Source organism: Psychroflexus torquis ATCC 700755, assembly GCF_000153485.2.
Taxonomy (GTDB): Bacteria; Bacteroidota; Bacteroidia; order Flavobacteriales; family Flavobacteriaceae; genus Psychroflexus; species Psychroflexus torquis.
In genome coordinates this window covers 4,069,507-4,092,506 of sequence record NC_018721.1, presented here as the reverse complement: position 1 = coordinate 4,092,506, position 23,000 = coordinate 4,069,507, and the positions used below count along the sequence as shown (strand labels likewise).

Annotated in this window: 21 protein-coding genes; 8 read left to right on the top strand and 13 right to left on the bottom strand. The window is 33.9% G+C overall.

Features of this window, described 5'->3' with window-relative positions:
* The first annotated feature begins 703 nt into the window (after positions 1-703).
* Together P700755_RS17525 and P700755_RS17520 are read left to right on the top strand one after the other, a co-directional pair.
* A complete protein-coding gene (locus P700755_RS17525; RefSeq protein ID WP_041758507.1) occupies positions 704-1,855 on the top strand; it encodes a M14 family zinc carboxypeptidase in 1,152 nt (383 codons plus the stop codon).
* 85 nt (positions 1,856-1,940) lie between these two features.
* A complete protein-coding gene (locus tag P700755_RS17520) occupies positions 1,941-2,423 on the top strand; it encodes an Lrp/AsnC family transcriptional regulator (RefSeq protein WP_015025947.1) in 483 nt (160 codons plus the stop codon).
* A gap of 55 nt (positions 2,424-2,478) precedes the next feature.
* Here P700755_RS17520 and P700755_RS17515 read toward each other — a convergent pair whose 3' ends face one another.
* Together P700755_RS17515 and P700755_RS17510 are read right to left on the bottom strand one after the other, a co-directional pair.
* Positions 2,479-3,189, bottom strand: coding sequence for a YebC/PmpR family DNA-binding transcriptional regulator (locus tag P700755_RS17515; RefSeq protein WP_015025946.1), 711 nt, complete (start codon positions 3,187-3,189; stop codon positions 2,479-2,481).
* A gap of 8 nt (positions 3,190-3,197) precedes the next feature.
* Positions 3,198-3,575: a hypothetical protein gene (locus P700755_RS17510; protein ID WP_015025945.1), complete on the bottom strand. Its 378-nt coding sequence runs from the start codon at positions 3,573-3,575 to the stop codon at positions 3,198-3,200.
* Positions 3,576-3,807: 232 nt separating this feature from the next.
* Between P700755_RS17510 and P700755_RS17505 the strand changes: the two genes are divergently transcribed.
* Both P700755_RS17505 and P700755_RS17500 read left to right on the top strand, forming a co-directional pair.
* Complete coding sequence (locus tag P700755_RS17505) at positions 3,808-5,307, top strand: DEAD/DEAH box helicase (RefSeq protein WP_015025944.1); 1,500 nt, start codon at positions 3,808-3,810, stop codon at positions 5,305-5,307.
* Positions 5,308-5,372: 65 nt separating this feature from the next.
* Positions 5,373-6,986: a BCCT family transporter gene (locus tag P700755_RS17500; RefSeq protein ID WP_015025943.1), complete on the top strand. Its 1,614-nt coding sequence runs from the start codon at positions 5,373-5,375 to the stop codon at positions 6,984-6,986.
* On the opposite strand, the gene P700755_RS17495 is transcribed toward P700755_RS17500, so the two are convergent.
* The 3 genes from P700755_RS17495 to P700755_RS17485 all read right to left on the bottom strand — a co-directional run bounded on the left by P700755_RS17495 (position 6,983) and on the right by P700755_RS17485 (position 10,169).
* A complete protein-coding gene (locus tag P700755_RS17495; protein WP_015025942.1) occupies positions 6,983-7,603 on the bottom strand; it encodes a YqaA family protein in 621 nt (206 codons plus the stop codon). The two genes, P700755_RS17500 and P700755_RS17495, sit on opposite strands and share 4 nt — an antisense overlap.
* A gap of 77 nt (positions 7,604-7,680) precedes the next feature.
* Positions 7,681-8,892, bottom strand: coding sequence for an MFS transporter (locus tag P700755_RS17490; RefSeq protein ID WP_015025941.1), 1,212 nt, complete (start codon positions 8,890-8,892; stop codon positions 7,681-7,683).
* Positions 8,889-10,169, bottom strand: coding sequence for a mechanosensitive ion channel family protein (locus P700755_RS17485; protein WP_015025940.1), 1,281 nt, complete (start codon positions 10,167-10,169; stop codon positions 8,889-8,891). Before P700755_RS17485 ends, P700755_RS17490 begins: the two co-directional genes overlap by 4 nt.
* Before the next feature lie 68 nt (positions 10,170-10,237).
* Between P700755_RS17485 and P700755_RS17480 the strand changes: the two genes are divergently transcribed.
* Positions 10,238-11,089, top strand: a complete 852-nt coding sequence (locus P700755_RS17480; protein WP_015025939.1) for an SdiA-regulated domain-containing protein — start codon at positions 10,238-10,240, stop codon at positions 11,087-11,089.
* 213 nt (positions 11,090-11,302) lie between these two features.
* Here the strand turns inward: P700755_RS17480 and P700755_RS17475 are convergent, their stop codons facing one another.
* Entirely contained in the window at positions 11,303-13,606 is a 2,304-nt protein-coding gene (locus P700755_RS17475; protein WP_015025938.1) for a transglycosylase domain-containing protein, read from the bottom strand.
* A 124-nt stretch (positions 13,607-13,730) separates the two neighbouring features.
* On the opposite strand from P700755_RS17475, the gene P700755_RS17470 reads away from it, so the two are divergent.
* Complete coding sequence (locus P700755_RS17470) at positions 13,731-14,444, top strand: SDR family oxidoreductase (protein WP_015025937.1); 714 nt, start codon at positions 13,731-13,733, stop codon at positions 14,442-14,444.
* A gap of 71 nt (positions 14,445-14,515) precedes the next feature.
* Here P700755_RS17470 and P700755_RS17465 read toward each other — a convergent pair whose 3' ends face one another.
* From P700755_RS17465 to P700755_RS17445, 5 genes are all read right to left on the bottom strand, one after another.
* Positions 14,516-15,382 carry a sigma-70 family RNA polymerase sigma factor gene (locus tag P700755_RS17465; protein WP_015025936.1) on the bottom strand — a complete coding sequence of 289 codons (867 nt, stop codon included), beginning with the start codon at positions 15,380-15,382 and terminating at the stop codon, positions 14,516-14,518.
* Positions 15,383-15,501: 119 nt separating this feature from the next.
* Positions 15,502-15,930: a hypothetical protein gene (locus tag P700755_RS17460; RefSeq protein WP_245535965.1), complete on the bottom strand. Its 429-nt coding sequence runs from the start codon at positions 15,928-15,930 to the stop codon at positions 15,502-15,504.
* A complete protein-coding gene (locus tag P700755_RS17455; protein WP_015025934.1) occupies positions 15,931-16,317 on the bottom strand; it encodes a hypothetical protein in 387 nt (128 codons plus the stop codon).
* A 119-nt stretch (positions 16,318-16,436) separates the two neighbouring features.
* On the bottom strand, positions 16,437-16,982 hold the full coding sequence (locus P700755_RS17450) for a carboxymuconolactone decarboxylase family protein (protein WP_015025933.1): 546 nt from the start codon (positions 16,980-16,982) through the stop codon (positions 16,437-16,439).
* 103 nt (positions 16,983-17,085) lie between these two features.
* Positions 17,086-17,520 carry an FKBP-type peptidyl-prolyl cis-trans isomerase gene (locus P700755_RS17445; RefSeq protein ID WP_015025932.1) on the bottom strand — a complete coding sequence of 145 codons (435 nt, stop codon included), beginning with the start codon at positions 17,518-17,520 and terminating at the stop codon, positions 17,086-17,088.
* 189 nt (positions 17,521-17,709) lie between these two features.
* On the opposite strand from P700755_RS17445, the gene P700755_RS17440 reads away from it, so the two are divergent.
* Positions 17,710-18,144 (top strand): DUF2452 domain-containing protein, encoded by a 435-nt coding sequence (locus P700755_RS17440; protein ID WP_015025931.1) that lies wholly within the window; start codon positions 17,710-17,712, stop codon positions 18,142-18,144.
* A gap of 907 nt (positions 18,145-19,051) precedes the next feature.
* On the opposite strand, the gene upp is transcribed toward P700755_RS17440, so the two are convergent.
* On the bottom strand, positions 19,052-19,705 hold the full coding sequence (gene upp / locus P700755_RS17435; protein ID WP_015025930.1) for a uracil phosphoribosyltransferase: 654 nt from the start codon (positions 19,703-19,705) through the stop codon (positions 19,052-19,054).
* 137 nt (positions 19,706-19,842) lie between these two features.
* On the opposite strand from upp, the gene P700755_RS17430 reads away from it, so the two are divergent.
* Positions 19,843-21,807 carry an aconitate hydratase gene (locus tag P700755_RS17430; RefSeq protein WP_015025929.1) on the top strand — a complete coding sequence of 655 codons (1,965 nt, stop codon included), beginning with the start codon at positions 19,843-19,845 and terminating at the stop codon, positions 21,805-21,807.
* A gap of 64 nt (positions 21,808-21,871) precedes the next feature.
* Here P700755_RS17430 and P700755_RS17425 read toward each other — a convergent pair whose 3' ends face one another.
* A complete protein-coding gene (locus tag P700755_RS17425; RefSeq protein WP_041758497.1) occupies positions 21,872-22,966 on the bottom strand; it encodes an IS4 family transposase in 1,095 nt (364 codons plus the stop codon).
* Positions 22,967-23,000 lie beyond the last annotated feature (34 nt).

The following is a 23,000-nucleotide window of genomic DNA, read 5'->3' as shown; positions in this document are numbered from 1 at the left end:
AGCTTAAAGTAATTGTTCTAAAAAAAGGCATAACTTACTGTAAATAGGCATTTTATTTTTAATAAAAAGGCCTATAGGAATATTTCCAATACTATCTATTAGAAACCATTATTTAATAGATAGAGCTCTAAATAATAAGTTACAAAAGTAAACTATCGGAAAATTTATTCAGTTTACAAATGTATATTAAAGCTTTTATACATTTGTAAACATGAGATGAGATACATTAAACTTTTCTCGGTTGCTAGAAGATTATTCTCATTTCAATGTTTCGTCTTTGCAGGGTCGATATTTAAAATGAGGAAAGATTTAATAAGAGAGTTCAAGACCATCACTCATAAATTATAAAGTAAATAATCCTCTTGGCAAGTCCAAGAGGCATTTAAAGGGCTTTTTTTGATTGATGAAAACCAACCACTTTCAAACTTTCCTCAAAACACGAGGCAAGCCTCGGGGGATTAAACCAAACAGAGATTAAATAATCCTCTGGGCAAGCCCACGAGGCATTTAGATGGTCGTTTTTGATTAATGACAACCATCCGTTTTCAAACTTTCCTTAAAATACGAGGTAAGCCTCGGGGAATTAAACCCAATAGAGATTAAAAACGAAGGTTAATCTAAAGAACAGCAGTTACAAATGTAAACTTATTAAAAATCTAGAATGTTTACAAATGTATATTTTAGTTTTTATACATTTGTGAACATGAAATTAGACACATTAGACTTTTCACAGTTATTAGAAGATTATTCTCATTTCAAAGTTTCGTCTCTGCGGGGTCGATATTTAAAAGAGGAGGATTTAATTAAAGAGTTTAAAGCCATCTCTCATAAATTTAAAATTAAAAACGAAGGCTATTCTGAAGAAGATAGAATTATCTCTTCGTTTCATCTAGGTCATGGATCTAGAAAGATTTTAATTTGGTCTCAAATGCACGGTAATGAAACGACAACAACAAAGGCTGTTATGGATTTGCTTAATTTCTTTAGTCTCTATAAAAATATTACCGATTCTATTTTTGACCTGTGTAGTTTTGTTATTATTCCTGTTTTGAATCCAGATGGTGCTTTAAGATATACGAGAGCTAATGCTAATTTGGTGGATTTAAATCGTGATGCCTCTAGCCGGACTCAATTAGAAAGTCAATTATTGAACAGAGTCTACACTGAGTTTCAACCTGATTTTTGTTTAAATATGCATGATCAAAGGACTATTTTTAGTGCAGGTAATAATTCTTTTCCTGCATCGGTTTCTTTTTTATCTCCTTCCTTTAATGAAGAAAGAGAACTCAATGTCACTAGAAAGAAGTCCATGAGTTTAATTGCATCTGCAAACTTGATGTTACAGAAGTTTATTCCAAATCAAATAGGACGCTACGATGATAGTTTCAATTCAAACTTTATAGGAGACTTTTTTCAGGCTGAAGGGACTCCAACAGTCTTGTTTGAGGCTGGACACTTTCCTAATGACTATGAGCGCGAAGAAACCAGAAAATATATTTTTATGGCTTTACTAAAGATGGTTCAAGATATTTGCCTTGATGTTAAAGAGGAACTAATTGAAGCCTACTTTGAAATTCCTGAGAATGAAAAACTCTTTAATGATGTGATTGTACGAAATGTGAAAAGTGAAGATTCTACTATAAAGGATATTGTTATTCAATATAAGGAAGTGCTGGAAAATGATCATATAAACTTTGTTCCGTTTATTGAAAAAATTGAAAAAAATATACCTTCTTTTGCTCACCGTGAAATCAATGCAGATGAACAATCTTTGATTTTGGAAAAGCACTGCTCCTTAAAAGTAGGTGATGTTTTATCATCATTTAAAGTCAACAATAACGTTTTCGTTATCTAATTAATAAAGATTTACAATAATCTTTCATTTTTAATCAGAAATATTCATTATTTTTGATTTTTATTAAATATAATATAATACACAAATGAAAGGAAAACTCAAGTTAGACGACACTGATCATCACATCCTTAATATGCTAATTGATAACACACGTACGCCTTTTACTGATATTGCAAAAAAATTAGATATATCTGCAGGAACTGTACATGTTCGAGTCAAAAAAATGGAGGAAAGTGGGATCATCGTTGGTTCTTCGTTAACCTTAAACTATAAAAAATTAGGCTACACGTTTATAGCTTATGTCGGTATTTTTCTAGAAAAAACATCCCAAACTCAATTTGTGCTTAATAGAATTGAAGAAATCCCAAATATAACTGTTGCCCATGTGACTACTGGGAAATTCAATTTGTTTTGCAAGATTAGGGCTAAAAATACTGAGCATGCCAAAAACATCATCTTTCTTATCGATGATATAGAGGGAGTAAGCAGAACAGAAACAATGATTTCTATGGAGGAAAGTCTTAATGATAAAACTAGGTTGATGAAATCTATTTTTGAAAATATGTAACGAACTCAATTTGTATAATAATAAAAAAGGCTAGATATTTATCTAGCCTTTTTTATTATTCTTCCATAGTATGATAAACGTTCTGAACATCCTCATCTTCTTCAATCTTTTCTAAAAGTTTATCAACATCTTCTTTTTCTTCTTCACTTAAACCCTTGGTGACTTGAGGAATTCTGTCAAATCCAGAGGCGAGAATTTCAATATGACTCTCCTCAAAATGTTTTTGGATATCTCCAAAATTTTGAAAGGGAGCATAAATTATTATTCCATCTTCATCCTCAAAAACTTCTTCAGCGCCAAAGTCAATCATTTCTAATTCAAGCGTTTCTACATCCCTACCTTCAGAGCTTATTCTAAAATTACAAGTATGGTCGAACATGAATTCAACAGATCCAGATGTTCCCAGGTTTCCATTACACTTGTTAAAATAAGACCGTACATTGGCTACCGTTCTATTGGTATTATCTGTAGCTGTTTCAACTAAAATGGCAATGCCGTAAGGGGCGTAACCTTCGTAAAGCACTGTTTTATAATCACCTAAACTTTTATCTGAAGCTCTTTTTATGGCCCGCTCAACATTTTCCTTTGGCATGTTGGCCGTCTTGGCATTTTGAATAACAGCTCTCAACTTGGCATTAATCACCGGATCTGGGCCGCCCTCTTTCACAGACATAACGATATCTTTTCCGAGACGTGTAAACGTTTTGGCCATAGCAGACCACCGTTTCATCTTCCTAGCTTTTCTAAATTCAAATGCTCTTCCCATGCCAAGTCTTATTCAGCAAATGTTTCCATTTTGCGATTATATTCTCTTATTTCAATTTTGTTTGCAGGATTTTCAGACTTTTTAATCAAATTTATTAAATAGAGTAAGCTATCAGAACCTGTGATAATTTCATAAGCTTCAGCTTCCTCTCCTGTTTCTTCATCTGTTAAGGGCTCATCCTGAGGTATAGGTATCGCGAAAACTTCGTTTTCTATAATGTGCTCATACACCAGTCTAAGTGTTTTAGCAACTACTGGTAAACTTTCTTCAACTGCAAATGGTCTTAGTTGTTTTACCATTTCTACCACATCATCTGTAATGATTTGATTGGATTCAAGATCCTTTACAATAGATTCAATAAGTTTTGTTGCTTTTTTATTTTCCAAGGTTTTTGATTTTAGAGTTGCTATGCAAAAATAATTTTTAGTTTATATATATGAGTGCTTGTCAATACTATTTTTGAAAATAACTTGACCTAAAGATAAATCAGAAGACTGATGAAAGGTAAAAAGTGCTTGATTTTAGTTTATAAACTGCTAAAAAATTTCCTTAAACCCTTTAATCTCCTTATTTTTGCGAATCTTAAAATTTAAATCACCCCTCAACTTAAGTAATTTTATGCTTGAAAATACTGCTGAAAAAAGTTTATATGGCTATCAAGAAAGTGATCTACAAACTATTTTTGATAAAATAGAGAACTGTCCAGATAACTTCAACCTCTTGTATCAATTGCCTACTGGTGGAGGTAAAACTGTGGTTTTTTCTGAAATCGTAAGACGATATATTGAAAAAACTGGAAAGAAAGTCATTGTCCTTACCCACAGAATAGAACTTTGTAAACAAACCTCAGATATGTTGCAAGGCTTTGGGGTGCGAAATAAAATTATCAACTCTAAAGTCAAAGAACTTTCCGATGATAACGAATACATGTGTTTTGTTGCCATGGTAGAAACCTTAAACAACAGGTTGAACGAGGAGAAGTTAAATATGAAAAATGTTGGTTTAGCCATTATTGATGAAGCTCACTACAATTCATTTACTAAGCTTTTTAGATATTTAGAAAAAGCATTTATCCTTGGAGTAACTGCCACCCCTTTAAGTTCCAACATTAAGCTTCCTATGCATAGGAATTATGAGGAATTGATTGTTGGTAACTCCATTTCATCACTTATTGGACAAGGCTTTTTGGCCGAGGCTAAAATGTTCAATTACGACGTTGGTCTTGGTTCCCTTCAAGTTGGAATTACAGGAGATTACACCGTTAAATCTTCTGAAGACCTTTACACCAATCTGGATATGCAAGAGAAACTTATCCAAGCTTATGAAGAAAAGTGTAAGGGAAAGAAAACATTGATTTTTAATAACGGAATTAACACGTCTTGGTATGTATATCAAACCTTTAAAGATGCTGGTTACGAAATAAAGCACTTAGATAATACACATAATCGAAAAGAGCGAAAAGCAATTTTAGAGTGGTTTAGAGTAAAACCAGATGCCATTCTTACTTCGGTGAGTATTCTTACAACAGGTTTTGATGAACCTACTGTAGAAAATATCATCCTTAATAGGGCCACAAAATCTCTAACCTTATACTTCCAAATGATTGGACGTGGGTCTCGGAAACTTCCATATAAAGATACCTTCAATGTTATTGATCTCGGTAACAATATCGCAAGGTTTGGACCTTGGAACGCTTCAGTAGATTGGCAGCTTATTTTCGAAAATCCAGATTATTTCTTAGATAATATGGTTTCGGATGAAGATATTGAGCTCAATTTTAAATATGAAATGCCTGATGAAATAAGGCAGATGTTCAAAAATTCTGAAAACATTACCTTCGACATTAGGAAAACGTATAATGAAACGGTCAATAATGGAGATAAATCTAAACTTGTCCTAGAAGAGTCCATGATGCAACATGCTAAAATGTGTGCAGAAAATTCTGAAGATGTTTTTGATGCAAGAATTTTAGCTAGAGAACTTAAAGACGACATCAAAGATCGGATAAAGCGTTATTCTAATTGTATCATTAACAATACAAAAAACTACAGAGATTGGCTCTACGAAGATTATGTGCGTAAGCTGAGAGTGAAAATAAATGACCATTTTATGGATTAATTGCAAAACGACAAACTAGAGGCTACGTGACAACATAGCCTCTAGTTATTTTAAAACCTGATCAAATGTCTAATAAAGTTGAAAGGAGTGATGAAAAAAAGTCAATTTTTGGATTGAAACTCAACGGCCGAGTATTTTTTACATCAGCTTTTTTAATTTTCCTATCGATTGCTTTGACCTTAATTTATAAGGATTCCGCGAAATCTTTTTTCAATACTACTCAGCTTTATGTGACTGAAAATGGTGGTTGGTTCTATATCCTTGGGGTTAATTTTTTTCTTGTCTTTATCCTATACATCGCCTTCAGTAAATATGGAACTTTAAAAATTGGGGGAGAACAGGCTAAACCTGAGTTTACAAAATTGTCTTGGTTTTCTATGCTTTTTAGTGCGGGGATGGGAATAGGCTTGCTATATTTCAGTATTTCAGAACCTTTAGCCCATTTTTCTAATCCACCTTTTGGCGAAGGAGGAAATGCAGAAGCAGCACGGCAAGCTATGCAGTATACTTATTTGCACTGGGGAATTCACATTTGGGCTGTATATGCTTTAGTAGGACTCTCCCTTGCTTATTTCACCTATACAAGAGGGTTACCGCTAACTCTTCGCTCTGTGTTTTATCCCTTTTTAAAAGAGAAAATATATGGAATATGGGGAGATCTTATAGACATATTTGCTGTTCTAGCCACGCTTTTTGGTTTGGCTACATCTTTAGGGTATGGCGTTAAGCAAGTTTCTGCAGGACTTAACTATGTATTTGATTTTCCAGATACGATTACCACACAAGTCATCTTGATAGCAGCAATAACACTTATTGCCACAGGTTCTGTAGTCTTAGGTATTCATAAGGGTATCAAAGTACTAAGCAAGTGGAATATTATAATAGCGCTAATACTTTTGCTTTTAGTCCTTTTCCTTGGTCCAACTCTTTTTATTTTCAAGTCTTATGTGCAAAATATTGGAGCTTATTTAGGAAATTTTATTGAGCTATCCACTTGGACAGAAACCTATTCACAGGACAATTGGCAAATGTCTTGGACAGTTACATATTGGGGATGGTGGATCGCTTGGTCTCCTTTTGTGGGCATGTTTATCGCTAGAATTTCTAAAGGAAGACAGATACGAGAATTTATTTTTAGTGTTTTATTTCTACCTACACTTGTTATCTTTTTTTGGATGACAGCCTTTGGTAGCACTGCGATTAATGATGTTCTATTAGGAGATAATTTAGTTTTGGAAGCTGTCAATACCAATGTTGATATTTCACTATTTGCATTTTTTGAAAATTATCCTTTTACACTAGTTCTCAACTTAGTAGCTATAATTTTAATAGTTAGTTTTTTTGTAACTTCTTCAGATTCAGGGTCGCTGGTTATAGATAGCTTAACGAGTGGGGGCAAAATAGATGCTCCTGTGGGTCAAAGAATATTTTGGGCTATAACAGAAGGAGCTATAGCTGCGGTATTACTAATAGGAGGAGGGCTAGAAGCTCTTCAAACTGCCTCTATAGTGTCAGCTCTTCCTTTCACAGTAATTTTATTTGTAATGTGTTATTCTTTATTTTTAGGTTTAAAAGAAGATTTTATAAAAAAGGAAAAGAAAGCTAATTCAAAAAGAAATAATGAACGTGGGCTGGAACATTCTCTTAAGACCGATGATAAATTTTCGAAGAATTATTAAAGGGTTCCGAAGATGAGTGCACCATAAACAGCAAACCTGAGTAATCTTAAAACTCCATACAGCAAATAACTTCCAAAAGGAAATTTGATTATCCCTGCAGACATACTAGCAATAGCAAAAGGCAAAGGAAGAAGTGCGCCAGCAATAATAAGAATCCCACCCCATTTCCTCATGTTTTTTATTTGTTTGGACATTTTCACTTCCAAGAACACGAAAACAGATGGAATACTTGCAATTCCTCGACCTAAAAAGTACGAAATGATCCCACCAAAATAAGATAAAATCCCGAGTACACTAAGGAACCATAATGGATAAGCTGACTTTCCACACCAGGCGATGAAGATTTCTGGTGGAATAAGCCCTAGAAAAGATTCTGAACCAAAGAAAATGGCAAATACTCCAATAGGGGGGAAATTATCTGTCACGTAAATCAACATAGTATTGACATCGATTACAAAAAAATGAATACCTAAAAGGATGGCTGTGAAAATAAGAATAGGAGGAGCTGCTTTTATCAAACTCCTCCCTAAAAAACTGTAAAATCCTGTGTACGTATAATACTGATGTAATAATCTCCAATGAGATTTACGATTTGTTTTTTTATTTTTCATGCTCATAATAACTGATAAAAGTAAGGTTTATGCTTAATTGTACCATACTTTTAACTAATCAAATAAATTAAGTATTTGTTAAATTATCTTGTAACTCCGGACGTTTGTATCCCTTTTATACGCTGAGCATTTAGTACACAGACGACTAAGAACCCAAATAAGCTTAACATTATAGTTTTTATACTATACCCACTGTCAATCATCAATCCAACAATTAGAGGACCCAGTGCTGTACTTACTACCATAAACATAGTAAATAAGCTTCGTATAGCACCAAGTTTTTCAATGCCGTATACTTCGGCTAATATGGAGGACTTAATAGTTCCTGACATCCCAACTGTAACTCCCATCAATAGCAAAAATATTAACGCTCCGGTAATGCTATTGATCAGCGCAAAAGCCAATAAACCTAAAGTAAGAGGTATTAAATAAAACCGAAACATCTTCTTAGCTGAGAATTTATCTACCCAAACTCCTCCTGCTAATGAAAAAAGCAATCTCGTTACAGCATATCCTGTAAAAAAAGCTGCATATAACTGGGGAGACCACCCTTTCAGGTCTACAAAAACATATTGATAAAATATCACAGCGGTAACGGTGAAACTTATAGCAAAACTCGTGGGCATTAAAATCAAAAATCGCTTGTCGTTAACAATGCTTCCAAAATCTTTAATCAGACTTAAGGAAGAGGGTCTTCCTTTGCTTAGTTGTTTATTGAAATGAGTAAGGTCTGTAAAGTATAATCGTATTAAATACAAAATGAGTAAGATACCAGAGCCAATCATTGCCCATCTCCAGTTAAACCAGCCAATAAATAGAGTAAGCAATAGCGGTAGAACAATTTCACCTGAAGAAAAACCGAGCGTAGAAAAACTGATAGCTTTTCCTCGATTTTCATCATAAAATTTAGACAAAATTGTCATGCTAATATGACTTAACATCCCTTGTCCCGTAAGCCTTAAACCAATTAAGCCTATAAATATAAAAGCGATATGGTAGGAGAGCCCCATCAATATCGAGGAAAATGCCAAGCACAAAACCGTAAAGGTCGTCACCTTTTTTACAGAAATATGATCGACGGTATGTCCTACAGTTAACATGATAAAAGAAGCAGCAACTGTACAAATAGCATAAATAGCTCCAAAGTTTCCTTCTGTAATGGCAAATTCAGCCGAAATTTCTGTCACGTAAAGGGATATCAAATAAGTTTGACCAAAACTGGACAAGAAGGTAAGCATCCAGCCAAAACTCAATTTTCTAAAATTCCCCTTTATAAAGAAGATAAAGTCTCTCATTTAGAAGCTTTAAAATTTGGTGATAACTTTTGAATATCTTTGGTTGTTGGAGATTCAAAACATTCTAGATCAAAATACGGCACTGAAGCAAGTAAGTGGTCAAAAATTCCGGCGATCACATGCTCATAATTTTTCCAAACTTTATCTTTTGAAAAGGCATAAATTTCTAAAGGAATACCTTCAGCTGTAGGGGCCAATTGTCGAGTCATCATCATCATGTCTTTATTGATTTCTGGATGATTTTCTAAATAGCGATCCACGTAAACTCTAAAAGCGCCAAAGTTGGTTTGGTTTCTGCCATTGATGGATATAGATTTATCAATGGCATGAGAGGTATTAAACTCATCAATTTCTTGTTGTACATTTTGGATATAGTCTGTAATAAGTCTAATTTTTTTTAGGTTTTCAATATCATCTTCATTTAGAAAATTAATGCTATTTGCTTTTATTAAAATGGAGCGTTTTATTCGTCTTCCGCCAGAAATACTCATTCCTCGCCAGTTTTTAAACGAATCTGAAATCAGATAATAAGTGGGTATTGTAGTAATGGTATTATCAAAATTTCTAATTTTTACAGACGCTAGATTAATTTCAAAAACATCCCCATCTGCACCATACTTTTCCATGGTGATCCAATCTCCGAGTCTTACGGTGTCATTTACAGTCACTTGTATACTCGCTACAAAACCTAAGATTGTATCTTTAAAAATCAAAAGCAATACAGCAGAAAATGCACCAAGGGCGGTTAAAAATCCATCAAGAGATTTTCCAGTTAATTTTGATAATACAACTATAGTTCCCAAGATCCAGATAACGATCATAAAGACTTGAATATAACTCTCTATAGGTTTATCTTTAAAAGATTTAAAGGTTCTTAAATAATCTTTAAATGTCAATAAGATACTTCTTACAATCCATACCCCAACAAAAGTGATAAGAATCTCAATAAATTTTTCTAAATAAATTTCAGAATCAGAAAAATCAACAAGAACGATAGGTATAAGTTCGTATATAACAAATAAGATCGCTAGATTAGACACATATACAAAGACTCTATTTTTAATCAAATAATCGTCGAAGCTGGTTTTGGTTTTAGTGGCTAAGTTGTGTAAAATACTTAGCGCTGTATATCTCAAAATTTTAAATAAAAAAAAACTTAAGATCATGATAACCAAAAAGTTGAGGGCAGCATTTAAATAAATGGCTGCAGAATCTGAAAAATATCCACTAGATTTAAGGAGATTATAAAAGTATTTAGCGACCGTTGACTTATCCATAATCAAAATTTTTGCAAATTTACATATAAACTTACATCTTTGATCTCCTAAACCATAAGTAATAAGCTGTGAAGCAGAATTTAATTGTCTTTTTAATAATTGCAGGTATACTGTGTGTCGTGGCAGGAACATATTCGGTTTTAAAACCCAATTATTCCTTCACAGGTGAACTGCGCATTTTGAAAACATGGGAGCTTCCTAAGTCTTTAAAAGAAGTTTCTGGAATTAGTCATATAGACGATTCGAAGCTTGCTTGTATTCAGGATGAAAAAGGAATTATCTATATTTATGATCTTACACTCAGAAGTATCGTAGAAGAAATTCAATTTGGACCAAGAGGAGATTATGAAGCCATTAGAGTTATTGATTCTACAGCTTACGTCATGGATAGTAGTGGACAACTTTTCAGAATTAAAAATTTTGAACTCGAAAGTCGACGAGTCGAAATCTTTCAAACTGGATTTTCAAAAAAACATGATATCGAAAGTTTTGATATCAATAAAACTACGGGTGAAATTCTTACAATTCCCAAAGAAAATAATCTTCTATCCACTAGAGATCGCTTTCTTATTTATGAATTAAACCCCACTACATTTGACATAAAAGAAAACTACTTTACTAATTTAAGTTACAGAGATCCCATATTTGAAGTAGATGTTTCTTGGTTCATGGAAACAAATTTCTTTCCTTCAGAATTGACGATTCATCCAACGACGAATGAGATTTATATTTTAGATTCAAAAACTCCAAGAATTCTTATATTAAAGCCAGATGGGACACCGAAAAAAATGCACTTTTTAGATCCTGAAAAGTTCCAACAACCAGAAGGTTTATCCTTCGATTCTGAAGGCAAAATTTACATTTCTAATGAGGAGGGGAACTTTCAGAAACAAAACATTCAACTTATAGAATTCAAGTGAGTCTTATGCCACATTAAATTTATAATGTCGTATGAATCAAATGAATTATACTACGACGTAGTTCAGCACGGGTTTTTTGATTGATAGAAGTTGAAAATAATTAGCATAGCCTTAGTTATGGTATTTATTTTTAATAAAAAGAGGTCGAAAAAAGTCTGTTCCGAATTCGTTTCGGTAAAACGATTTATTGCGACATAATAGGCAAAATTGATATTATTTCTTTTTTGAACCAAAAAGGCGACTAAAAAAGCCTTCTTTATTATCCTCTTTTTCCTTTTCATCGTCAAAATTCTTTTCGATTTCGTCTTTTGATAATAGGCGTTTGAAAAAACCATCACGCTTTATATCGTCGCAATTTAAAGCTTCCCTTTGATTTTCTGAAAGTAGTGGGAATGTCGCTCTAGTGATCTCATTAAAACGATCCTGTTTAACCATCTGTTGATACATGGTTCCAAAAATGGGCAATGCAGAATTTGCACCTTGACCTAGTCGAGTAGATTTAAAGTTGATGCTTTGGTTATTATGACCTACCCATGTAATATTGACCAACTCTGGAGTAATCGCGGCAAACCAACCGTCCTTGTTTCCTTGAGTTGTACCGGTCTTCCCAGCCAGATCTTGGCGAAGTCTGAAGGTTGTTCGTAATCGACTGGCTGTTCCTTCATCAACAACATTCTCTAATAGGGCCAATAATATTCGGTTTTGATCAACCCCCAGTTCTGAGGGTTTGGATTGGGCAGGAGTAAATTCAGCAATCACTTCGCCAGTTTTTGATGTAATTTTTGTTATAAAATGAATCTCTGGAACTTTACTTTGGTTGGCTATACTAGAATATACTTTGGCTAATTCTTTCATATTCAATTCTGCAACTCCTAGGGCTAGAGAAGGTTCACTAACAATATGGGATGTAACTCCCATACTCTTCGCTAGTGTAATTGTATTTTCAATTCCTGCCCTTTCCAAAACTTTTACACTTACCGTATTTAAAGAGTGGGTAAGGGCATGTTTCATCGAAAAATTAAGGTAAGGATCTTCTTCTTTATGAGATGAATTTTGTGGTTTCCAGTCTTTAAAGTTAGAGTAAGTGATTTCTTTTGCTGAAAAATAATCACATGGCTTTAGTCCAGCTTTTATAGCAGAAGCATACACAATGGGTTTAAAAGTAGACCCCACTTGGCGTCTAGAATTTTTGATGATATCAAATTTTGAAGTTCTGTAATCCACACCACCAACGTAGGCCAATATGGCTCCAGTTTTTGGATTTACACTAAGGCTTGCCGCATTTAATTGCTTTAAGCTATGGCTTATACTATCTAACGTAGATAGCTGTAAAACAGTGGATTCTCCATTTTTTAAAATTTCAATGGGTCTTTTCTTTTGGAGACTATCTAGAAGTTGCTCTTCAGAAATTTTAGACCTTTTTAATCTCTTATAGACCTTGGTATTTTTAGCAATTCTTAAAAGCAATGCTTTATTTTTCCAAGGGAGATCGGTTCTATATTCTCCTTCGAACTGAGGTTGTAAATTGCCTATATGCTTTTTAACAGAAGCTTCTAAAAGCTTTTGTTGCTCAAGATCTAACGTAGTGTGAATTTTTAAGCCATCTTCTTCTATATTATATGTGTAATCATTTTTTGAATTGATACTATCGAGGATAGCTTCAACTTCAGACTTGATAAGGTCAACGAAAAATTGACGTTGAAAGGAGTTCCGCTTAGAGAGTTTTAATTGAATAGATACACTCATAGTGGAAGTTGCTTTTTCTGAAGACAGGTAGCCATATTTTTGCATTTGAGAAAGAACTACATCACGTCTCAACTGACTTCGTTCAGGGAAAAGTCTTGGATTATAAGAATGGTTAGCTTTAAGGGTTCCTACTAAGGTCGCCGACTCAGAAACAGATAATTTTGATGTGGTTTTATTAAAAAATTGATTAGCAGCACTCTCAATACCATAAGTATTACCACTAAAAGGAACCGTATTGAGATATAATTCTAGAATCTCTTTTTTAGAATACACATTTTCAATCCTTTTAGCGATGATGCTTTCCTTTAACTTGTTAACGGGTAGACTAAAAAAGCCATAAGATTTTCTTCCATAGATATTTTTGACCAACTGTTGTGTAAGTGTACTTCCTCCGCCAGAAGACTTATCACCAGAGAGGATAGTTTTAAAAAACACCCGTAAAAGACTATAATTATCCACACCATCATGTTCATAAAACCGTGCATCTTCAGTAGCTACTAAAGCCTCAATAAGGTGTTTTGGGAAAGCTGAATATGAAATAGATTGTCTATTGTATTTATAGAATTTATCAATGACCGCTCCTTTATAATCTAAAATTTCTGTGGCTTCCGACTGCTTTATATTTTGAAGATCACTTTCTGTCTGCACTTTCCCCCATAGCCCTATATAAATGCTCCCGAAGAAAATGAAAAAACTTCCAATAAGAATCGTCATCCCCCAAAGAAAAAGTCTGAATAAGCTAGTGTTTTTTTTCTTTTTTGATTTTGCCATGACTTTTAATTAAGTTCAAAAGTAATTTTAAACTTTAAAGGATGACGTTAAAAGTTTAAAAAATGAGGAGGAAGTTAACGCCTAGATATTAACTTTAAAGGAATTGAAAAATTATTTAGAAAACATGAAAAATAAAGTTGCTTATATAACGGGCGGAAGTAAAGGAATAGGTTTTGGTATAGCAGATGCCTTGATGAAACAAGGAGTTCATGTCGCTATTACTAGCCGAACGCAGTCTTCTGCTGACCAAGCTGTAAAGGTCCTTAAAAGTTCCAATCCCAATGCAAAAGCTATTGGTATTGAATCAGACGTAAGAGAATTGAAGCATCAAGAAAAAGCAGTGCAAAAAATTCTAAGTGAATTTGGTCAACTCGACTACGTTATTGCTAATGCTGGGATGGGGCACTACCATAGTATAGAAGATTTGACTGAGACCCAATGGAAAGAAACTATAGACACAAATCTTACAGGAGTTTTCTTTTCCATTAAAGCTTCCGTAGAGGCTTTAAAAAAGAGCAAAGGATATTTTATAACCATATCCAGCCTAGCAGGAACCAATTTCTTTGCTAAGGGGTCTGCTTACAATGCTAGTAAATTTGGGTTAACAGGATTTACACAAGCTGTGATGATGGATTTAAGAGATTACGGTGTAAATGTGTCTACCATCATGCCAGGTTCTGTAGCTTCTCATTTTAATGGAAATACGCCAGATGAAAGTGATGCTTGGAAAATTCAACCTGAAGATTTAGGAGAATTGGTTGTTGATTTGTTTAAAATGAATCCTAGAACCCTACCGAGTAAAGTAGAGGTAAGGCCTTCTCAACCTCCAAAAAAATAATTTGAATTCAAATTCATAAAAAAAGCCATTCGAATTGAATGGCTTTTTTAATATCTGTAAAGTATTTAGGTTTAGCCTAAATATTTCTTAAGCATTTTATTTTTGGATTGATGTTTTAATCGTCTAATGCCTTTTTCTCTAATTTGTCTTACACGCTCTCTACTTAAATCGAACGTATCTCCAATTTCTTGAAGTGTCATCGCTGGCTGATTGCCAATTCCATAATTTAGGCGAATAACATCTGCTTCTCTTTGAGATAAGGTTTCCAAAGCTCTATTGATTTCGATACTCAAAGAGTCTCTCATCAATTGATCATCTGGAGTAGGAGATTCTGCAGAACTTAATACATCATATAAGTTAGAATCGTTTTCACCTTCCTTAAAGGGTGCATCCATAGAAAGATGGCGACCAGAGTTTTTAAGAGCTACTTTTACTTGAGCTTCACTCATGTCAAGCTCTTTAGCAATTTCAATAGCAGATGGTGGACGTTCATTGACCTGTTCTAGGTGAGAAAAGGTTTTGTTTATTTTGTTGATGACTCCAATTTTATTTAAAGGAAGTCTTACTACACGTGACTGCTCTGCTAAAGCCTGAAGGATAGACTGTCTAATCCACCATACAGCGTACGAGATAAATTTGAAACCACGGGTTTCATCAAATCTCTTGGCTGCTTTAACAAGACCAACATTACCTTCGTTAATTAAATCAGGCAATTTTAAACCTTGATTTTGATATTGTTTTGCAACTGAGACGACAAACCTTAAATTGGCATTAGTTAATTTTTCCAAAGCTGCTTGATCACCTTCCCGAATCCGTTGAGCTAGTTCAACTTCCTCTTCAGCTGTGATCAAATCTACCTTACTAATGTCTTGTAGATATTTATCTAAAGACTTAGATTCACGATTGGTAACTTGTTTGGTAATTTTAAGCTGTCTCATATATAGTTTTTATATAATAATAATAAATAACTGAAATTTGGCTATAATACGACTTTTAACTGATAAAGTCAAGTATTATTGTTTTAAACATGTCTTAAATTCAATATTTTATAATACCCTTAAGAAGAAAGCCAAATTACACCGTAAATAAAGATAAAAGTCCATTGAATGGTGCGTATCCAATTCCCTTTGGCTAACCTGTTAGCCGATGACTTTATATCTCTATCGGCTTCGATATTATGGTGTAACGGTACAAAATAAATAAAGGTGCTGATCCAAGTAGAAAAAACCAAAATCAAATATATCAAATGGACTATTGAAAAATCAAAGGCACATAGGTAGAGTGCTATACACACTTGTACGAACATGAGTGGAGCAACAATAACAGTAATTCTGGGTGTGTAAGTTTTATGCCATTTCAATAAAAGTTCTTCAGAGTAAAAGGTGAATCCTGGATATACAATGAGTTGAACCATCCAAATCAAGACCACAAGTCCAAAATCGGCTAAAAGCCTTATCATCGAAAGATGTTCGAGTATACTGTTCACTTAGTCGGTTAGTTTCCAGTTGTAATCTTGATGAACTTTTTTCAAAATCAAGAAAAAAGGAATCCACCAAATAAAGTCATTGGTAATAAGCGTATAAAAAAACTCAAAAGGAACTTTGCCCTCATAATAATTAAACACAAAACCCAAGGGACCAAAAATCTTTCCTAAAAATCCAACGGCAACAATAGGCCAGTGTCTTAGAGGATTGAAAGAGGCCCACCAATATCCTATACCGTAAACTCCAATAACCATTCCCATACCTTGCCAGATCATAGGTTGGGTAGGAAGTTCCATACCCACAAGTTGAAAAAAATGATTTGGAAAAATAACCACCCAGGCACCCCAGAGGATATTATATATAGCTGCTAATTTTAATGTTAATTTCATAAGTGCAAAAGTAGATAAGCCATCATAATAACTTTAGATTTTATTAAAATAATTTATATAAAAAAACGCTCAGAGTTTTAAAGACTTGAGCGTTTTTAAATAATAGCAAAAATTATCTTTTATTTTTCCCATTTAAATTCAGCAAACATATCGTCGACTTCAGTTTCTGAAATATGATTGATATAGTTACTAAACGTCTTCATGCCAACCCCAGTAATAACACCAGCCACATGTAGATCTGTATAACCCGCTTTTTTTAAGGCATTTGTAGCCTCTTGAGTAGGGAAGCCACGCTCTTTGGCAATAGATACAGCAAACTTGGAAAGAGCTTCATATTTTGCCTCTGGTACTACTTTACGATCTCGTAAAGCATCGATAACGTCCTTAGAAACTTTACTTTGATGCTTGGCAATAAAACTATGTGCCGCTACACAATACTCACATTCATTATAAACAGCTACGGAAAGCAAAATCACTTCTTGTTCTTGAGGAGTAAAACCAGAATCTTTTCTAAACGTTTCATCTGCTTTCATATAAGCGTTTAAAAGAGATGGGTTGTTAGCCATCATTTTAAACATATTAGGAATTGCACCCATCTTGGACTTTGTAGCTTCTAAAATGCTTTTTGCAGGTTCTTGGGCTTCATTAATTTCAATAGGTTTCATATATTTATTTTAAATTCGATCTAATAGTCGTTTAAAAGTAAATGAGCTTACAAAAAAAAACCACTCGTAAAGAGTGGTTTTTAAATTCTAAAATTGAGTGGATTTAGCTCTTAATTTCAACTAATTCCAATTCAAAAGTAAGATCGTGTCCAGCAAGTGGGTGATTTGCATCTACAATGATGTGATCTTCATTCACTTCTGCAACTCTTAATTGACGTTCAGTTCCATCAGGATTTTGAGATACTAATCCCATACCTACTTCAGGTTTCATATCTTCAGGAAGTTGGTCATTACCAACTTGTTGGAAAAGGTCTTTTTTGACCTCACCGTAAGCTTCTTCTTTAGGAATTTCTATAGTTTTTTTCTCAGCTTCTTTCATATTAAGAACACCAGTTTCAAAACCTGGAATAATTGTTCCCTCACCTAAAGTAAATTCAATAGGTTCTCTTTCTAGAGAGCTATCAAAAACTTGACCGCTAGCTGCTAGCTTTCCTGTGTAATGAACTTTTACTGTGTCTTTTTCTTTAACTTGACTCATAAATATTAATTTATTGATTTCTAATTAATTAGAACTTTTATTTAACAATAATTACAAAGGTATCATTTAGATAACCAAACCCAATTATATCGGTTATTAATTCACTTTTTTAATGGAATTTTAACCTTAAGTAGGGCAGCTATTGAAATAATTGAACATAATTTCGCTTAAATTATTTAAATTTTTAAAATGGGCAACAACTCCAAAAAGCCAGATCAGGTAGTTTACAATGAAGATACCAATAAATATGAAGCGGGTTTATTACCTTATGCTACTAATTCTAGTGCTCCCAAAATCACCCCTACAGATTTAACAGGTTGGAAAAACTCCAATGTGAGTAAAGTTAATCATCAAATCAAAACAGAGTACGAAGAACTAAAGCAGAAGTATGAAAAGTTGATGGTACAATACGAATATAATAATCTTATTTACAGCGCTGAGTTTAGTTTTGAACCTATTGTAGGTCAGGTTTATCATTTATATGAAAATAAAAAGGGAAAGATATTTTTATCTATTATATCCCCTTATGAGTGTAATTTTAATTTTAAAGGAAGTTTTAAGCTCAATGAAGACAAAATGTGGGTTCGATTAGATTCTAAAGGAAAACTCACTTTAACCCCTTAATTATAAGCCTGTTAAAAATGGTCAGTGGAAATAATAATTTCCACTGACCTGAATAATATTTACCTGAAAATCTAATAAAAAGAGGACACTTCATAAAAGAATGTCCAAGAAATTCAAGAAATAAATTCGACTCAGAGAAGAGAAAATAAAATTTCCTACCAAGCCTCAGACTCTATAATGTTAAACTGATATATTTCCAAAAATACTCCTACAACAGATAATTGACTTGGGATTATTGTTCTGAACTGATGTTACTATCTTTTCTAGTGAATTTGGTTTGCTAGTTATGCCAAATGAAAATTTGAAAGCCAAACTTTTAATTCAAAATGGGGGAGGAGATATAGTGATAAGGGATGACTAAGAAAAAATATACGAATTTCAGTCAGATGTTTTCAACGCTGATTATGAGTATATTGCATATGAAGAGGTGATGCAAACCTTTACCGATAAAAAGACTGGTAGTTTATGTAATGAATTAAATCTTTCAGCAACTTATGATAAAAAATCAATGGAAAAATGCGGGTAAAAAGGGGACTACTCTTTAAAGATCTTTATATAGACAATATAGGTTTAATTTGGTATAATACCAATTCAGCATTCAAATGCCGTATAAAATCAGTTTCTTATTCACTTACTAATCGTCATAAAATAGAACCGTAACTATTGCTATGCTTATATTTTTTTCCTCAACTAAGTAAAAAACCTGTGCTGAGCTACGTCGTAGTATAATTCAAATTTTTAATGCATCATTTAAAAACTAAATTGGTATAAGGCCATTTTTGAATCTCAACTTAGTTCAATTTTTTATTAAAAATACACGGGCTCATCAGACCAATAAATAAAACTGTAAGTGAAGCTGTTTTAGTTTTGAGTGTTTAAATTAAACGCAGATGTTTTTTCAAAAAGATTACATTTTTTCTCCAAAAGCTAAATCACCTGCATCTCCCAATCCAGGGATGATATATCCCTTCTCATTTAAGGTATCATCCACGGCAGCAATCCAAAGTTGAGTATCTTCAGGGAAGTGTTCTTCGAGTAAGTCAACTCCTGGCTGAGCGCCAATAACAGATACGATATGGATTTGTTTGGGTTGACCTAATTTCTCCAAGGCTTTGTAGACATTTAGCATAGACCTGCCTGTAGCCAACATGGGGTCTGCTAAGACCAAGGTTTTACCTTCTAAGCTGGGAGAAGATAAGTATTCAACTACTATTTCAAAATCTTTCCCATTGCTTTCCACTTTTCTATAAGCAGAAATAAAAGCATTATCCGCTTCATCTAGATAATTAAGAATACCATTGTGTAAGGGAATACCTGCTCTTAATATAGAACAGACTACTATTTCATCCTCGCATAAATGAGAAGTGGTTGCAACTAGGGGAGTTTGAAAGTTATAGGGAGTATAGGTCAGAGCTTTACTCATTTCATAAGTCAAGATTTCTCCAATGCGTTCAATGTTTCTTCGAAACTTCATCCGATCTTGTTGTACAGCCTCATCTCTCAATTGGTGGATGAAGTGATTGAGGACAGAATGAGTTTGACTTAAATTATGAACTTCCATAAGTTTTTTTTTCAAAAATAGGAGTTTTAATTGTAGTCTCAAACCTAATTCGAAAGAAGCAGGGGCATTAAAGTATCGTTAATTCTGTTTAGAGTTGTTTAAATTATTTCTACTTTAAGATTCTAATATATATTTATATGAATCCACTAAATGTTACTCAGAAACTTATTCAATCTCACCTAATCGAGGGAAAAATGATACCTGGCGAAGAGATTGGATTAAAAATAGATCAAGCTTTACTTCAAGATGCCACAGGGACTTTGGTTCAATTGGAACTAGAGGCCATGGGACTGGATAGAGCTAAAACCGAAGTTGCTGTTCAATATGTTGATCACAATCTTCTGCAAACTGACTTTAAAAATGCCGATGATCATAAATTTCTAAAATCTGCAGCTCAACGCTTTGGGTTGTGGTACAGTAGACCAGGAAATGGGGTAAGCCATCCTGTACACATGGAACGCTTTGGGAAACCGGGTAAAACCCTTGTAGGATCCGACTCTCACTCTTGCGCTGCAGGATCTTTAGGTATGCTTGCTATTGGAACTGGCGGATTGGATGTGGCAGCAGCTATTGCAGGTCAGCCGTATTTCGTAAAAATGCCAAAAGTAATGGGGGTAAAGCTCACTGGTAAATTACCCGATTGGGTGAGTGCTAAAGATGTTGTGCTCGAAATGCTAAGGCGTCATGATGTGAAAGGAGGGGTTGGTAAAGTGATAGAATATTACGGCGATGGTCTTAACGAGCTAAGTGCTATGGATAGACACGTTATTGCCAATATGGGAGCAGAACTTGGTGCTACTACCACAGTATTTCCTAGTGACAAAGAAACTAAACGCTTTTTAAAATCTCAGAATAGAGAAGGGGATTGGTCTGAATTGTTAGCCGATGAAGGTTGCGAATACGAATTTCATGATGCAATTGTCTTAGATGATTTGGTGCCTTTAATCGCTTTACCAACTAGTCCAGGGAATGTTGTTCCAGTCTCTGAGGTAGCGGGTAAATCTATAAGTCAAGTGGTTATTGGCTCTTCAGCCAACCCTGGATTACGTGATTTTTGGATCGCTAGTGCACTAGTTAAAGACAAGAGTATCAATCCTGAGGTGAGTTTTGATGTCAACCCAACGTCTAGACAAATCATGCAGAATATGATTGATAATAAAGCATTCGGAAACTTGATAAAATCGGGTGCAAGATTTCATCAATCAGGTTGCATGGGCTGCATTGGTATGGGTCAAGCTCCAGCAAGTGGAACTATTAGTTTAAGAACTATGCCACGTAATTTTCCAGACAGAAGTGGAACCAAAGACGATCAGGTTCATTTGTGTAGTCCAGAAACCGCAGCGGCTTCTGCACTTATGGGAAAAATTACGGATCCCCGAGATCTGGAGAAAGAATTTGGTATGACTTATCCAAAATTTGAATATCCAATCTATGAAATGATCAATACGGATATGCTTATCGCACCTGTAGAGGATAATAAATCTGTGAAACTTGAAAAAGGACCAAATATTAAAGCTTTACCAGAAATTCCTGAGCTACAAGACCATTACCGGGTTCCTGTATTATTAAAAATGGGCAATAATGTTTCGACCGATGAGATCTTAAAGGCTGGGGCAGAAGTACTTCCTTTCAGAAGTAATCTTCCAGAAATAAGCAAATACTCCTTTACGGTAATCGATGATAGTTTTTATGATAGAGCTATGACGACAAGAGAGTCTCAAGGAGGTCACGTGGTGGTAGCTGCCGAAAATTATGCACAAGGTTCCAGTAGGGAACATGCTGCTTTAGCTCCAAAATACTTAGGTCAAGTGGCAGTGTTAGCAAAGAGTTATGCTAGAATCGCTTGGCAAAATCTGGCAAACTTTGGGATTTTACCACTCGAGTTCATCAATGAATACGACTATGACAGCATAGAACAAGGAGATGATATAGAATTGAAAGATGTCATTCAATCTGTGAAATCTAAGGAGAACATAAAAGTGATAATTCACAAATCTAATGGCGATTCCAAAATCATTGAGATGAAGCATACATTAAGTGATAGACAAATTCAAGTTATTGTGAAAGGTGGAATCATCAACGATTTCAAAGAAAAATTATAAATCTTCAAAACTATTATATACTAAAAAAGCGCTCTTTATAGAGCGCTTTTTATATGTCTACGTACTAAGTACATGACAAAAAACGAAATATATCAGTATCCTCTTGATTTTCAGAGTTTAGTAGAACATTCGCTAAAAAAGTTAGTCCATATTTAAAAATACTTTTAGCCTTTCTACCATGTTTCTTAATTTTAATTGGATTTATTTGATGCAGATATATGCCAATTTTATAACACCACACAAAGGCTATCATAACAAGTAATATTAATTTTTCTATTCTTTGAATATCTTGTAAATGTGTTTTTTCAATATCAAATCCACTAGACTTCATTGCTTTAAAACACATCTCAATTTGCCATCGTTTTTGATAATCTTGTTGTGCATTTTCAGGTTTATTAAAGGATACGATGATTAAAAATTCTTGTTTTAAGTTCTTTGGATTGAGTTTACAGCCTGACAAATAGCAAAGTTCTCCATTTACTCGTACAATCTTATGATAATACACAAACTCATTGGTTTTAAATCTATTAAACAAGTGAGATGCTTTAATTTCTTTGTTTTTGTGCGGTAGAAACACCTTGAAATTATTGCGGATACGAATGTAATATCTAATCTCATTTCTGTTTAAAAATGCTAACCAGTCTTTACCTACAAATTCTCTATCTGCAACAACAGATTCAATAACGTGCTTACCAAAAAGACGTATAAATCTATTGAGTAAATCAATCCGTTCCTGACTATTAGAATTCCCTCTTTTATCAAGCATCGTAAACAATAACGGAAAGGCAACACCTTTATAAACAACACCAAGCATGAAAATATTAATGTTCGTTTGTCCAAACTTCCAGTTCGTTCTATCAATACTTAAAATAAGTTTATCTCGAGAGGGAAGTAGATTAAAAACAAGGAGCGCAATGAGATCAGAATCCAAACTATAGCTTGCTATAAAGCGCTGTATGCGTCTCAAGGACGACCCTGAATCTGATTGGCTGTTAAAAGCATTCGCAAGCTTTTCAAAAGTAACTGTTTGCACTTTACACAAAGCAATGACAAAGTGTGAAATGAGTTTGAGTCTTGCTAAATTAATTTTTCCTTGTAAATGAGTGTTCAGGACTGAAGTTAATTCACTATTTTTAGTGAATGCATTGGTTTTCTTCATTAGAAAATAAGTGAGATTATTCATCTAATATACT